General features: G+C 65.8%; 13 protein-coding genes. 12 read left to right on the forward strand and 1 reads right to left on the reverse strand.

The genetic code is table 11. The features are described 5' to 3' along the window. The first annotated feature begins 148 nt into the window (after nucleotides 1-148). The 8 genes from HAP48_RS13260 to HAP48_RS13295 all read left to right on the forward strand — a co-directional run bounded on the left by HAP48_RS13260 (nucleotide 149) and on the right by HAP48_RS13295 (nucleotide 7,795). Nucleotides 149-2,596, forward strand: coding sequence for a S8 family serine peptidase (locus HAP48_RS13260; RefSeq protein WP_166213424.1), 2,448 nt, complete (start codon nucleotides 149-151; stop codon nucleotides 2,594-2,596). A gap of 175 nt (nucleotides 2,597-2,771) precedes the next feature. Further along, nucleotides 2,772-2,963, forward strand: a complete 192-nt coding sequence (locus HAP48_RS13265; RefSeq protein ID WP_029080476.1) for a hypothetical protein — start codon at nucleotides 2,772-2,774, stop codon at nucleotides 2,961-2,963. Between the two features lie 58 nt (nucleotides 2,964-3,021). Then, complete coding sequence (locus tag HAP48_RS13270; protein ID WP_166213423.1) at nucleotides 3,022-3,201, forward strand: hypothetical protein; 180 nt, start codon at nucleotides 3,022-3,024, stop codon at nucleotides 3,199-3,201. A 37-nt stretch (nucleotides 3,202-3,238) separates the two neighbouring features. Next, a complete protein-coding gene (locus tag HAP48_RS13275) occupies nucleotides 3,239-3,580 on the forward strand; it encodes a hypothetical protein (protein ID WP_166213422.1) in 342 nt (113 codons plus the stop codon). A gap of 97 nt (nucleotides 3,581-3,677) precedes the next feature. Then, the gene (locus HAP48_RS13280) at nucleotides 3,678-4,376 is read left to right on the forward strand and encodes a methyltransferase family protein (RefSeq protein WP_166213421.1); all 699 of its coding nucleotides are present in this window, start codon (nucleotides 3,678-3,680) and stop codon (nucleotides 4,374-4,376) included. Nucleotides 4,377-4,545: 169 nt separating this feature from the next. Continuing rightward, a complete protein-coding gene (locus HAP48_RS13285; RefSeq protein WP_210292834.1) occupies nucleotides 4,546-5,178 on the forward strand; it encodes an HAD-IA family hydrolase in 633 nt (210 codons plus the stop codon). 259 nt (nucleotides 5,179-5,437) lie between these two features. After that, on the forward strand, nucleotides 5,438-6,385 hold the full coding sequence (locus tag HAP48_RS13290) for an AAA family ATPase (protein ID WP_166213419.1): 948 nt from the start codon (nucleotides 5,438-5,440) through the stop codon (nucleotides 6,383-6,385). A gap of 6 nt (nucleotides 6,386-6,391) precedes the next feature. Further along, nucleotides 6,392-7,795 (forward strand): VWA domain-containing protein, encoded by a 1,404-nt coding sequence (locus HAP48_RS13295; RefSeq protein WP_166213418.1) that lies wholly within the window; start codon nucleotides 6,392-6,394, stop codon nucleotides 7,793-7,795. Between the two features lie 29 nt (nucleotides 7,796-7,824). Here the strand turns inward: HAP48_RS13295 and HAP48_RS13300 are convergent, their stop codons facing one another. Beyond that, entirely contained in the window at nucleotides 7,825-8,352 is a 528-nt protein-coding gene (locus HAP48_RS13300; RefSeq protein WP_210292835.1) for a hypothetical protein, read from the reverse strand. Between HAP48_RS13300 and HAP48_RS13305 the strand changes: the two genes are divergently transcribed. From HAP48_RS13305 to HAP48_RS13320, 4 genes are all read left to right on the forward strand, one after another. After that, entirely contained in the window at nucleotides 8,344-8,658 is a 315-nt protein-coding gene (locus HAP48_RS13305) for a hypothetical protein (RefSeq protein WP_166213417.1), read from the forward strand. The two genes, HAP48_RS13300 and HAP48_RS13305, sit on opposite strands and share 9 nt — an antisense overlap. Nucleotides 8,659-8,694: 36 nt before the next feature. Further along, the gene (locus tag HAP48_RS13310; protein WP_166213416.1) at nucleotides 8,695-9,915 is read left to right on the forward strand and encodes a DUF2235 domain-containing protein; all 1,221 of its coding nucleotides are present in this window, start codon (nucleotides 8,695-8,697) and stop codon (nucleotides 9,913-9,915) included. A 240-nt stretch (nucleotides 9,916-10,155) separates the two neighbouring features. Further along, complete coding sequence (gene recQ / locus HAP48_RS13315; RefSeq protein ID WP_166213415.1) at nucleotides 10,156-12,024, forward strand: DNA helicase RecQ; 1,869 nt, start codon at nucleotides 10,156-10,158, stop codon at nucleotides 12,022-12,024. Between the two features lie 75 nt (nucleotides 12,025-12,099). Further along, nucleotides 12,100-13,323, forward strand: coding sequence for an MFS transporter (locus HAP48_RS13320; protein WP_166213414.1), 1,224 nt, complete (start codon nucleotides 12,100-12,102; stop codon nucleotides 13,321-13,323). Nucleotides 13,324-13,325: the final 2 nt, after the last annotated feature.

The following is a 13,325-nucleotide window of genomic DNA, read 5'->3' on the forward strand; positions in this document are numbered from 1 at the left end:
CACGGCGAATAGCCCATTCGCGATGCACCTGTCACAACATCGCCAACGCAACGACATCCCGCTCTTTTCGCTCGCTGCGTAATTGCAGATTGCCGTGGAAGACGGATCGGCCGCGAGGATTTGCGGCAGGTCGGTCAGGACCTATTTCATGAATCCAGTTGCCGACATCGCTGGTCTGGCTGCCTTGTGGCAGCGAACGTCGGGCGGCGACCCCGCGGTGAAGATCGCGATCATCGACGGCCCCGTCGATCTCAATCATCCCTCGCTCAGGCAGGCCCGTGTGGCGATGGGCGGCGAATTCGTCGCGCCGTCCTCGCCGATGATTCAGTCCGAGCACGGCACGCACGTCGCCAGCGTGCTGATGGGCACGCCCGGCAGCCCGGTGCTCGGCGTTGCGCCGAATTGCAGCGCGACCGTGCTCTCGATCTATCGCGAGAATGCGGGCGGACAGATCGAGCCGTCCTCGCAAAGCACGTTGGCACTCGCGATCAACCAGGCGCTCGCCGCGGGCGCCGACGTCATCAATATCAGCAGCGGCCAGCAATCCGCGACGGGACAGGCCGATCGCATTCTCATTGACGCCGTGCGCGCCTGCGAACGCGCCGGCAAGCTGATCGTTGCCGCCGCCGGCAATGACGGCTGCCGCTGCGTCCAGGTGCCGGGCAGTCTCGCTTCGGTGCTGGCAGTGGGCGCATGCGATCTCACCGGCACCCCGCTGCCCTTCAGCAATTTCGGCGACGCCTATCTCGAGAACGGCATCCTCGCGCCGGGCGAGAACATTGTCGGCGCCTCGCCGGTCCGCAACGTCAGCCTGCGTTCCGGAACGAGCTTCGCCGCGCCGATCGTCGCCGGCGTCGTCGCCCTGCTGCTCTCATGCCTGCGCCAGAATGGACGCAAGGCCGATCCGCAAGCCGTCCGTGCTGCGCTGCTCGAAAGCGCGGTGCCCTGCCGCAATGACGGCAGCGCCTCGCGCTGTCTCGCCGGACGTCTCGATATTCCCGCGGCTGTCGCCGCCCTGCTTGGCGAGCAGGCGGACGCCGTCATGCCGTCGGGTGCCACGGCCGCGCCTCCCCGCTTCTGGGGAGTGTCCGCGCGCCCTTTCGTCCAACCGTCATCCGCCGCTCAGCCAACTGCAACCAGAGAGGGTTCCATGGGAGATCTATCAGCAATGTCTGCACCATCGGCTCCACGCATTTTCGGGCCGGACGGCTCCGTCCTGCGAAGCAGTCCCGGGATCATGCCAAGCGAGGCTCAGGCTGTCGGGTCGGCACCTGTGGCCATGGCGGCCCCCGTTGATCACGGTGTCGTCGCCGCGCCGATCGCAGCGCCCGCGCCTTATCCCTATCACGCCCCTCATCCGGGCAGCGACGTGGTCTGGATGCCGGCACCGATGCCGCAGATGGCAGCGCCGCAGATGATGATGCCGCAGATGGCGATGCAGTCGGCCGCCATGGTGCCGCAAGCCTGGCTGCAGCCGCAGCAGCTTCCGGCGCTGATGCCGAGCCACGCGCTTCCCGTCGCAATGCCGATGTACGAGGCACCCGCGGTTCGAACCAGCGAGAAGAGTTGCGGCTGCGGCGGCGGCGGCATGCGTCCGCAGAGCGCTACGCCCGAGTCCACCGGCCAGCTCGCCTTCCCGATCGGCAGGCTGTTCTACGATTTCGGCAAGGAAGCCCGCCTCGACTACTTCGTGCAGGCGATCGCCAACTGGCGCGACAGCCTGATCGGACGCGGCGATCCGGTATTCGGACCGGAGCGCGACCGCTCCGGCGATACCTCGGCGCCGTACAATCCGGCGATCATGGCGCGCTATCTGTTGAACCAGGCCGAAGGCGAGACCTCAACGCCGGCCGGCTCCGGCAACAACTTCCCCGACGCCGACGCCATCACCTGGACGATGACGATCGATTCGATCCCGATCTACGCGATCAAGCCGCTCGATGTGTTCGGTCTCGGCTTCTTCGCGGCACTGATCCTCGCGCTGTGGCACCAGGAAGTCTCGCACGACGATCCCGCGACGACCCGCACCGTGGTGACCGCGACAGCGATGGCCGCTGACGCCGACGCGCGACCGACGACGCCCCCGGCATTCCCGCCGCGCGGCGGCGTGGCACGGGTCTCGATGGCCGGCTGGGTCGACAGCACCAACACGACCAAGCTGCTCAACGGAACGGTCGTGCCGACGCTGGTGACCGATTGGCGCGGCTTCTACCAGTGGGATCTCTACACGCTGTTCGGACCCGACCCCGACACCTGGCCTGCCGGTGCCGAAGGCTTCCTCGAGCGGATCTACAACGAATTCCGCAATGTCGGCCTCTCGCCGCAGGACCGGGCACTGAACTATTCCGCGATGAATGCCTACAACACGCGAAAGATCTTCAGTGACGTCGCCAAGAAGGGCCTGCGGCTCGACACCGTCGAAGTCGACCAGAGCGTGATCTGCCGTCCGGAATCGGTTTGCCACGACGTGACCTACCGCTTCTTCAATCCGACGCAGGTCCTGACCCAGGCGCGCGAAGTCTATCAGTACACGATCGACGTGAGCGACGTGGTGCCGGTGGCGGTCGGGCCGCTGCGGCAGTGGCAGGTCTATTGACGCGATTGCTCCTCTGCGTTCGGAGGAGATCAGAACGTGGCGCGAAATCGGCGTCACGTGGTCCGGGGGATCGACGCGATGAGCGATCCCCTGGGCGACGTCCAGCGACGGCTGCCCCGGTCGGTGCTCACCTCCCGTAGTTGCCGTCAATTCAAACCGAAAGAAGGAGCTGAACATGTACGCAAGGAACGACTTTGAGACCTTCGGAAGCGTGCGTAGCCCGATCCAGTGTGAGGGCATCGAGCGCGGTCCGAAGCGGATTGCTGAAGTGGCGACCAACGGGTCGGTCAACCCGCAGGGTTGGCAGGACATCCTCGGTACGGCCGTGCAGGCGCTGCCGGGCGTCCTCGGTGCTTTCGGCATCTGATCGCCAAACTCGGGGCCCGGCGCTGTCGGGCCCCACCCCCACCCTCGAGGAGGCCGACATGATACAGAAATCAACCGCCAGGAGCCCAGAGCAACAGCAGCAGAACGGTCGCCGGATCGAGCCCTCGGGGAAGATCGTCGTGTCCTCAGTCGTGAGCCACGCCTCGCTGCTCGCCGCGATCAGCGACCGCAACCCGATCATCGCCAAACGCACCACATCCGACGAGGACAAATCCTGACGTCGTCGTCATCACCGAACCTTAAGGAGCCGATGCCATGGCAAGACCGCCCCGCAAATCCGGATCCGACAGCCCCGCCTCCCCGCCGCCGGCGGAAGCACCATCCGCAGCGTCAAGCATGGACCAGGCGCGGCGTCCGTTGGAGGCCGCTGTTGTCGCCCGTCCGAAGATCGCCACCACGCCCGCTCCGCCGACAACGTCGGCCTACATGGCGCCGCCACAGGGCCCGGGGGCCCCGCAGCAGATGCGCCATGATGGCTCGCCGCACTCGGAGGCGCGGCTCAACACCGCGATGAAGATCCTGCTCGATCCCAATGCGCGCGCGCTGCCGAGCAAGGTCTATTCCGGACAGGCGCGAAACTGGACCCGCCGGCCGTGATCGACGTTTCGCGTTGAGCCGCATCGATCTGCTGCCTAGACATGCAACGGCCCGCCCGGTCCGGCGGCGCGGCCGTTGCCGCTCGTCGGAGAGAGAGATGAACGAGAACAGCAATCCCCGCCCCCATACCCCTGGCCCCAATCTGCGCCGCGCGGCCTTCACATTCACAGGCCTCGGGATACTGCTGTTCCTCGCGGCCGGCACCATGCGATGGGCCGGCGCTTGGGTGTTGCTGTTCGAGATCACGATCGGCGGGCTGATCACCGAGGCCTGGCTCGCGAAGCATGATCCGGGATTGTTGGCAGAGCGGCGCACCTCGCGCGGCCAGGCCGGATGGGATCGCATCATCACGACGATCATGCCGTTGCTGTGGCTGACGTGGCTGCCGCTGATGGCGCTCGACGCGGCGCGCTACCAGACATCGCTCGTCCCCGGTTGGCTGCAATGTGCCGGCGCTGTCATGATCGCGGCATCGTTCTACATCGTGTACCGGACCTACCGGGAAAACAGCTATGCCGCGCCGGTCGTGAAGATCCAGCGCGAGCGCGGTCATGCTGCTGTGACCACGGGGCCCTACGCCTATGTGCGACATCCGATCTATGCCAGCGGGTTGCTGACCTATGTCGGCGCGCCGCTGCTGCTCGGATCCTGGTACGGCCTTGCCATCGTACCCGTCATGGCGGCGTTGCTCGGCTTGCGGGCGCTGATGGAGGAACGGATGCTCACCGCCGAGCTCGACGGCTATGCCGAGTATCTCGCCCGCGTACGCTACCGCCTGGTGCCGATGGTCTGGTGAGCCGTTCCGCGTGGCGGATTTTCGCAGCAAAGTGGCGGCTTGCCTGATCGGCGGCAATTCCCATAAAGAGAACGGACACGCGTTTCCCTATCTTCCTGCCAGACGGCCGGAAGACGCGAGGCGAAGCCACCGCTTTGCAACGGGCAGGATCTTAACGGGCAGGATTTTGATGATCGAGGCAGTGATCTGGGATTTCGGCGGCGTCTTGACCACCTCGCCGTTCGAGGCATTCGCGCGCTATGAGAGCGAGCGCGGCTTGCCGATCGACATCATCCGCCGCACCAACGCCGCCAACCATCTCGAGAACGCCTGGGCCAAGTTCGAGCGCGCCGAGATCGATATCGACGCCTTCGACGAACTGTTCGCCACGGAATCGAAAGCACTCGGCGCCGAGGTGCGCGGCAAGGACGTGTTGCCGCTGCTCTCGGGCGACCTGCGCCCCGAGATGGTCGAGGCGCTGAAGCGCATCAAGGCGCAGTTCAAGACCGGCTGCATCACCAACAATCTGCCGGCGAACGCGATCGGCAGCCGCAGCGGGCGCACGCTCTACGTCGCCGAGGTGATGGCACTGTTCGATCACATCATCGAGTCCGCGAAGATCGGCCTGCGCAAGCCCGACCCGCGCATTTACCAGATGATGGTGGAAACGCTGCAGGTGAACCCGAAGAACTGCATCTATCTCGACGATCTCGGCGTCAATCTGAAGCCGGCGCGCGAGATGGGCATGACCACGATCAAGGTCGTGAATTCCGCGCAAGCGATCTCCGAGCTCGAAGCCGCGACCGGCCTCACGCTGAGGTGAAGCGGTTTCCCCGCACATTCACTTCGCATTCAGGCGGCAACTTCTAATCCTCGGCCTCCCCCCGGGTCACGGCACGATCGCGAAATCGCAACGTGATCCCTTCCTTGTCCGGGCTGCGCTTCTGCGTATTGCGCTCGGCGGAAATATCCCGGGAACCTTGCGCTAACCCCATGCCATTACGAGCCAAACGAGCCTTGTGCTTTGCCCGCAACGGGCGCAGAACTGGTCCGAGTTCAAGGCAAATCCGGAGCTGATCCTCGTGGCTGACACCAGGCCCACCGCCTCGATCGAGGCCGTGGAAAGCGGCCTCGCCGCGCAAGGCTATATTGCGAGCCGGCAGATCGCGACCGCGGTCTATCTGTCGCAGCAGATCGAGAAGCCGATCCTGGTCGAGGGCCCCGCCGGCGTCGGCAAGACCGAGCTGGCGAAGGCGATCGCCGCGTGGCGCGGCCTGAAGATGATCCGCCTGCAATGCTATGAAGGCCTCGACGAGGCCAAGGCGCTGTATGAGTGGAAATACGCCAAGCAGCTGCTTTACACCCAGATCCTGAAGGACAAGCTCGGCGAGGTGCTCGGCGGCGCGCAGACGCTGGCTGCCGCGCTCGACCAGCTGCATACTTTCGGCGACGTGTTCTTCTCCAAGGAATTCGTCGAGCCGCGTCCGCTGCTGCAGGCGCTGGAGCAGCCGGCCGGCTGCGTGCTGCTGATCGACGAGATCGACAAGTCGGACGCCGAATTCGAATCGCTGCTGCTGGAAATCCTCTCGGACTTCCAGGTCACGATCCCCGAGCTCGGCACGGTTTCGGCGGTGGCGCCGCCGACCGTGATCCTGACCTCGAACAGCGAGCGCGACCTCGGCGACGCCTTGAAGCGGCGCTGCCTGCATCTGCATATCGGTTTCCCCGAGCAGAAGCTGGAAGAGCGCATCGTCGAGAGCCGCGTGCCCGGCATCTCGCAGACGCTGCGCAAGCAGATGGTCGGCTTCATCCACGAGATCCGCACGCTGGACCTGAAGAAGCTGCCCTCGGTCAGCGAGGCGATCGACTGGGCGCGCGTGCTGGTGCTGCTGCAGGCGAGCGAGCTCGACCACGAGATCGTCAAGGACACGCTCAACGTGCTCCTGAAATACGAGGCCGATATCGAGGCCGCGACGCCACAGATATCGTCCTTCATCGCCAAGGCGTCGCGCCAGGGCGTGTTCAGCTAGACCAAGATGCGCGAGAACCTGCATCGCTTCTTTCGTGCGGCGCGGGGAGCCGGGGTCCGGGTCTCGCCCGCCGAAAGCATCGATGCGATGCGCGCGGTGGCCCAGGTCGGCTTTGCCGACCGCGACATCCTGCGCGACACGTTCCTGCTGACGCTTGCCAAGACGCAAGACGAGAAGCGCGCGCTCGGCGAGTGCTTTGACCTGTTCTTCAGCCAGCCCGAGCCGCAGCAGAAGAGCACCGAGCAGAGCATGACGGACGACAACAGCGAGCAGGGCAGCAATCCGTCCGCCGATGAACATGGCGACACGGCCGGCGCTGCCGCCAACGAGAATACCCCCAACGAGAATACCCCCAACGATGTCGGGCCGCTGGCGCAGATGCTGCTGTCGCAGGATCGGTCCGCGATATCGACCGCGATCGCCAACGCCTCCGGCGCGGCCTCGCTGCCCGACATCCGCTACTTCACCCAGCGTGGCATCTTCCAGACCCGCATCCTGGATGCGATGGGCATCCAGCGCCTGCGCGACGATATCGACGACCTGACCACGCGCAATCCGGGGCTCGCCGAGCGACTGCAGGAGGCGCTCAACGGCCTGCGCGGCACCGTGCGCGACGCGGTCTCGCAAGCCCTGTTGCTCTACGGCCGTGAAGAGGCGGAAAACCTGCGCAACGAGATCCTGCGAAACGCGCCGCTGGCGCGGATCGAGCCGCGTCAGGTCGAGCAGATGCGCGCGCTGATCCGCCGGATCGCGCGCCGGCTGCGCGAGCGTTACTCCAAGCCGCGCAAACGTCAGCGCCGCGGCCATCTCGACGTCCGCCGTACGCTGCGGCGGAACGCGGCCTGGGGCGGCGTGCCGTTCCTGACCGCGTGGAAGCGCAAGCATCGCGACCGGCCGAAGATCGTGGCGCTGTGCGACGTCTCCGGCTCGGTCGCCCGGGTCTCGGACTTTTTCCTGCTCCTGATCCACAGCCTGCATGAGGTCGTCGACGACGTCCGCTCATTCGCGTTCTCGGGCCATCTGATGGAGGTCAGCGACATCCTGGAATCGAAGACGCCGGAAGAGGCGATGAAGGAGATCATGTCCAAGGTCGGCTTCGGCTCGTCCGACTATGGCAATTCCTTCGCCGATTTCGAGGACAATTGGATGAGCGCGATCACGCCGCAGACCACGGTGATCGTGCTCGGCGACGCCCGCAGCAACAATCTCGATCCGCGCGCCGACATCCTGCGCCGCATCGGCGAGCGCTCCAAGCGGCTGGTGTGGCTCAACCCCGAGGGCCGCATGGTCTGGGGCTTTGGCGATTCCGAGATGCCGCGCTACGCGACCTTCTGCACCGTGGTGCGCCAATGCGCGACTGCGCAGCAGCTCGAGCGTGCCGTCTCCGACATCGTGGCGACGTATCAATAGGCCGCCGGCATCCGAGAAGACGTCGCACCTTAGAGACGAAGCGCGTCGCCGTGGAACAGCCAGCCGGCGAATGCAATCAGCGTCAGCGCGACCGACGCCGAGATACTGACGAGCTTGATCGTCGTGATCGCCTTCAGGATCGAGGCCGATCGCGCCGCCCCATGCGGATCGCCGCGCAGCAACAGCCAGCCCAGCAGGAAATCCTCGATCAGGTCGCTCAGCAGATACACCGCCGGGACCACCAGGCCGAGCCACGCCGCCGGCGGGTAGGACAGGTTGAGCCAGTACGATGACGCTGCGCCCATCGCGCCCGCCAGCGCCAGCATGACGGCGAGATCGAGCGGGAACAGGATCGGGAAGACATACTTCATCCGGAGATCGGACTGCACCAGCTCGCCGAGCTGGGCGCCGCTGTAGCTCAGCGTTTTCTCGGGAAAGCGGCTGCGGAATCTGTTGGCAAAGACGCGATCGGAATAGTTGCCGACCCACCAGAACAATCCGAACGCAATCACCACCAGACCCGCGAGAATGACCGTCACGAAAGCTTGATGGCTCATGCCGATCTGTTTCCGTCCATGGTGAGGACGCTGCGCAAAGCCGCAGGCAAGACGATCGCGCGCACCGGCGAAAACCCCGAAAGGGAGAAAATATCAACGCAATACTGTAATGATCAGGAGGCAGATTCCCACCTTTTCCAAAGTGTTGCAATTGAATTCTGCGGATCGCCGTCAAGCGCCAGTATGCAGCTGATGCCAATTGCGGCCAGAGGATTCGGGTTGCGCGGCACGGCCGCGTTCACGCCGGGTACACAGAACCGTCTTCTATTGGAGATTGAATCGTGCTCGCGTTCTGCCGTACATTGAGGCTGCGGATTTTCACGGCGACCGCGGGGGCAACGGATGCCGAAGGATATTGTGATTTGTTGCGACGGCACCGGCAACGAGATCGGCGCCAATATTTCCAATGTGCTGAAGCTGTTTCGCGTCACCGACAAGAACGAGCGCGAGCGGGTCTACTACCATCCCGGCCTCGGCACGATCGGCCTGCAAAACACCTGGGGCCGCTTCAAGCAGCAGGTGCGCGGCCTGCTTGGGCTGGCCTTTGGCGCCGGTCTCGACAAGGACACGCTCGGTGCCTACCAGTTCCTGTGCCGGACTTGGGAGCCGGGCGACCGGGTCTGGATGTTCGGCTTCAGCCGCGGCGCCTACACCGTGCGCGTGCTGGCTGCCTTCGTTCACGTGATGGGCCTCTTGCCGGTCGACCAGCTCGACATCGCCGGCTACGCGTTCAACACCTACAAGAAAGCCAGCTCCGACGCCCAGAAGCCGGACGGCACGTTCGACGATGCCCCGCTGAAAGAAGCCTGGCACTTCAGCCAGATCGCCGGCGGCCGCAACATCGATATCGAGTTCGTCGGGGTCTGGGACACCGTGGCCTCGATCATCGTGCCGCGGCAGGACAACTTCCTGTTCGATCTGCAGACGCTGCTGTTCACCCGCACCAATTCGAGCGTCAGGCGCTTCCGCCAGGCGATCTCGATCGACGAGCGCAGGCGCATGTTCCGCCTCAACCGCTGGATCGAGCCGCAGAAATTCCGCTCCGATCCGTTCGATCCTTCGACCGCGGTGGAGCAGGACATTCGCCAGGTCTGGTTCGCCGGCGTGCATTCCGATGTCGGCGGCGGTTATCCGGAGACCGAGAGCGGACCGTCAAAATTTCCGCTGATCTGGATGCTCGAGGAGGCCAAGGCCGCCGGGCTGCCTATGGACCAGGCGCTGATCGATCATCTCGCCTGGGGGATGCCGCTACCGCCGCGCACGCATGTCTATGTGCCGCCAAGCGCGACGGCCCCGTTGCACAATTCACTGACGGGCGCCTGGGAAATCCTGGAATGGATTCCGAAGAGCGACAAATGGAAGGAATGGCCCGCGCGCAAATCCTTCCTCGGCTTCTATCTGCCGATGGGCGAGCCGCGGCCGATTCCGGACAACTCCACCATCCATGCTTCCGTGCTGGAGCGGATGGAGAAGGATCCGACCTACCGGCCGATCAATCTGCCGACCACCTACAAGGTCGAGCCGATGACGCCACCGCCGACGCCACCGGCCCCAACGGTCTGACGCTCCTTGTTTTGACGCGTTTTCTTCACGCGAACCGGTGTCCACTTCGCTCGAAAACGCTCTCCGCGTCGATCGCATCCTTGATCCGCTTGCGGCTGAGCTCAGCCGCTTGCCGGTGGCGCGGACGTACACGGCGACAGGCAGCCAACGCCTGAATTGAGTTTATCGCGGGAGGGTGTATTAACACGTTCTGTTCCGGAATCGTTCGACCACGGAACTCGAATCACCCTATCTCGGATCATGACTGCCCAGCCCGCCCTCGACCACGCATCCACGCCGCCTCGCGACGCGCGCGCCGTGCTCAGTTCCGTGTTCGGCCTGCCGGGCTTCCGCGGCGCGCAGGAAAGGATCATCGGCCACGTCACCGATGGCGGCAATTGCCTGGTGCTGATGCCGACCGGCGGCGGCAAGTCGCTTTGCTACCAGCTGCCGTCGCTGCTGCGCGACGGCTGCGGCATCGTGGTGTCGCCCCTGATCGCGCTGATGCGCGACCAGGTCGCCGGCCTCTCTGAGGCCGGCGTCAACGCGGCGGTGCTGAATTCGACGCTGTCCTATCAGGAGGCCTCCGAGGTCGAGCGGCGGCTGCTCGCCGGCGATCTCGATTTGCTCTATGTCGCGCCGGAACGGCTGCTGACGCCGCGCTGCCTCAATCTGCTCGGCCAGGCGCAGATCGCGCTGTTTGCGATCGACGAGGCGCATTGCGTGTCGCAATGGGGCCATGACTTCCGCCCGGAATATATCGGCCTGTCCGCGCTCGCCGAGCGCTTCCCCAATGTGCCGCGCATCGCACTGACCGCGACCGCGGATGCGTCAACGCGGAAGGAGATCGCCGAGCGGCTGCAGCTCACCGACGCGCCGCAATTCGTCGCGAGCTTCGACCGGCCCAACATCCGCTACGAGATCGTCGACAAGCAGAACGCGACCACGCAGCTGAAGAACTTCATCAAGGAGCGGCATGCCGGCGACGCCGGCGTGGTCTATTGCCTGTCCCGCGCCAAGGTCGAGGACGTCGCGGCGTCGCTCAGCGAGGCCGGCATTCCGGCGCTGCCCTATCATGCCGGGCTCGATGCGTCGGTACGCGCCCGGCATCAGGACCGCTTCCTCAACGAGGACGGCATCGTGATCGTCGCGACCATCGCCTTCGGCATGGGCATCGACAAGCCGGACGTGCGCTTCGTCGCGCATCTCGATCTGCCCAAGAGCATCGAGGCGTATTACCAGGAGACCGGCCGCGCCGGCCGTGACGGCAAGCCCTCGGCCGCGTGGATGGCCTACGGCCTCTCCGACATCGTGCAGCAGCGCCGCATGATCGACGAATCGACCGGCTCCGACGCCTTCAAGCGCGTCTCGATCGGCAAGCTCGATGCGTTGGTCGCGCTGGCCGAGACCGTGCATTGCCGGCGGCAGCGCCTGCTCGGCTATTTCGGCGAGGCGCGCGCGGAGGAAAGCTGCGGCAATTGCGACAACTGCCTGATGCCGCCGCGGGTCCGCGACGGCAAGGTGCTCGCGCAGAAGCTGCTCTCCTGCGCCTATCGCACCGGGCAACGTTTTGGTGCCATGCACCTGATCGACGTGCTGGTCGGGCGACTGACCGAGCGCGTCAAGCAGTTCGGCCACGACCAATTGTCGGTGTTCGGCATCGGCCGCGAGCTCAACGAGAAGCAATGGCGTGCGGTGCTGCGCCAGCTGGTGGCGATGGGGCATCTGCGCGCCGACAGCGACGCCTTTGGCGCGCTGAAGCTGACCGACAGCGCGCGCGGCGTGCTGAAGGGCGAGACCGCGGTGATGCTGCGCGAGCAGCCGGAAGGCGCACGCAACCGCGCGATCCGCGGCAAGTCGCGCCGCGGCGAGCTGGCGCCGGCGGCCGACGGCAAGGGCGCGGCGGCCAACCCCGCGCTGCATGCAGCGCTGCGCGCCTGGCGCTCCGAGGTGGCGCGGCAGCGTGGCGTGCCGGCCTATGTCGTGCTGCATGATTCCACCATCGACGGCATCGCCGCGATGCGGCCGGACACGCTGACCGAACTGCGCGGCATCGCCGGGATTGGCGACAAGAAGCTCGAGCATTATGGCGACGAGCTGATCAGGCTGGTGAACAGGACGGAAGGCTGAACATCCGACCAGTTTGGGATGCGTTTAGGCCGCGTCACACTTGACTGCCGTCGCACGCTCCGCCATCCGTGGCCCATGTCCGCGCAATCCGAGGCGGCGTCCGCCGAGCTGTCCCGTCACCGGCCACTGCTGCTGTTCGTGGCCTCGCGCAGCTTCTCCGAATTCGCCTACCAGATCGCCACCGTTGCGATCGGCTGGCAGGTCTACGTGCTGACCGGCAGCGCCGTCTATCTCGGCCTGGTCGGGCTGGTGCAGTTCATCCCGAACGCGCTGCTGGTCTTCATCGCAGGCCACGCCGCCGACCGCTACGATCGCCGCCGCGTGGTGCAGGCCTGCCAACTGATCCAAGGGCTTGCGGCCGCCTATCTCGGCTGGCGCAGCTTTGCCGGCGACCTGACGGTGCCGGAAATCTTCTCGGTGCTGATCGCGTTCGGTGTCGCCGGAGCATTCGGCGACCCGGCCGCCTCGGCGCTGCTGCCGGCCGTGGCGCCGGAGGGCCAGCTGCAGCGCACCACCGCGCTGTCGGCCGGCGCCTGGCAGGTCGCGATCGTCACGGGTCCGGCGATCGGCGGCCTCACCTACGCGATCTCGCCGGCCGTCCCCTACGCCGTGATGGCGACGTTCTGGCTGCTCGCGGCGATCTGCTGTGGCGCGATCCGGCTGGAACGGCCGGCGGCCGAGCCGGACCCGCCGTCGCTCGGGCAATTGTTCGCCGGCGTCAAATTCGTTCGCGGCAATCCGGCGATCCTCGGCACCATCTCGCTCGATCTGTTTGCGGTGCTGCTGGGCGGCGCCAGTGCGCTGCTGCCGATCTATGCGCACGACATCCTGCATGCCGGCCCCTGGGCACTCGGCGTGATGCGCGCCGCGCCCGCGGTCGGCGCGCTGGTGATGACGGCCGTGCTGACGCGGTATCCGATCTCGCGGCGGGTGGGATTGCGCATGTTCCAGGCGGTGATCGCCTTCGGGCTGGCAATCTGCGTATTCGCGCTGTCGCGGCAGATCTGGCTGTCGACGCTGGCGCTCGCCGCAATGGGCGCCGCCGACACGATCAGCGTCGTGATCCGCGTCTCGCTGGTGCAGCTTGCAACCCCGGACGAGATGCGCGGCCGCGTCGGCGCCGTGAACTATCTGTTCGTCAACGCCTCCAACCAGCTCGGCGAGTTCGAGAGCGGCATCACCGCCGCGCTGTTCGGCGCGGTGCCCGCCGCCCTGATCGGCGGCCTCGGCACGGTCGCGGTGGCGCTGCTCTGGATGAAATTGTTCCCCTCGCTGCGCAAGGTCGAGCGGCTGGAGTGAAC

Source organism: Bradyrhizobium septentrionale, assembly GCF_011516645.4.
Lineage (GTDB): Bacteria > Pseudomonadota > Alphaproteobacteria > Rhizobiales > Xanthobacteraceae > Bradyrhizobium > Bradyrhizobium septentrionale.